This window comes from Virgibacillus sp. M23 (assembly GCF_034190895.1).
In the GTDB taxonomy this organism is placed as follows: domain Bacteria; phylum Bacillota; class Bacilli; order Bacillales; family Amphibacillaceae; genus Virgibacillus; species Virgibacillus salarius.
Map to the genome: position 1 here is coordinate 1 of NZ_JAWDHA010000208.1, position 499 is coordinate 499.

At 48.5% G+C, this 499-nt stretch carries 4 tRNA genes; all 4 read left to right on the forward strand.

From position 1 onward, the window contains the following. Positions 1-60: 60 nt before the first annotated feature. The 4 genes from RVS70_RS22090 (at position 61) to RVS70_RS22105 (ending at position 481) form a co-directional block, all read left to right on the forward strand. Positions 61-133: transfer RNA gene (locus RVS70_RS22090), tRNA-Thr, on the forward strand. 61 nt (positions 134-194) lie between these two features. Next, a tRNA-Gly gene (locus RVS70_RS22095) sits at positions 195-269 on the forward strand. Between the two features lie 31 nt (positions 270-300). Then, positions 301-377, forward strand: a tRNA-Arg gene (locus RVS70_RS22100). Between the two features lie 27 nt (positions 378-404). Further along, positions 405-481: transfer RNA gene (locus RVS70_RS22105), tRNA-Pro, on the forward strand. Positions 482-499 lie beyond the last annotated feature (18 nt).

Genomic DNA, 499 nt, shown 5'->3' on the forward strand with positions numbered 1-499 from the left:
GTAGAGCTATCGGCTGTTAACCGATCGGTCGTAGGTTCGAATCCTACCTGCGGAGCCATTGCTTCCATAGCTCAGCAGGTAGAGCACTTCCATGGTAAGGAAGAGGTCAGCGGTTCGAGCCCGCTTGGAAGCTTTATTAAATGTATTATTACTAAGGTTTCTCAAAAAGGAGAAAGCTTTTTTTATTGCGATATGCGGAAGTAGTTCAGTGGTAGAACACCACCTTGCCAAGGTGGGGGTCGCGGGTTCGAATCCCGTCTTCCGCTCCATTTATCCCAACGGGATATTATAAATTTAATTGCGCCCGTAGCTCAATTGGATAGAGCGTTTGACTACGGATCAAAAGGTTAGGGGTTCGACTCCTCTCGGGCGCGCCATATCTCTTAATAGAATAGATAGGAAATCGGGAAGTAGCTCAGCTTGGTAGAGCACATGGTTTGGGACCATGGGGTCGCAGGTTCGAATCCTGTCTTCCCGACCATTTTCATGGGGCCTTAGC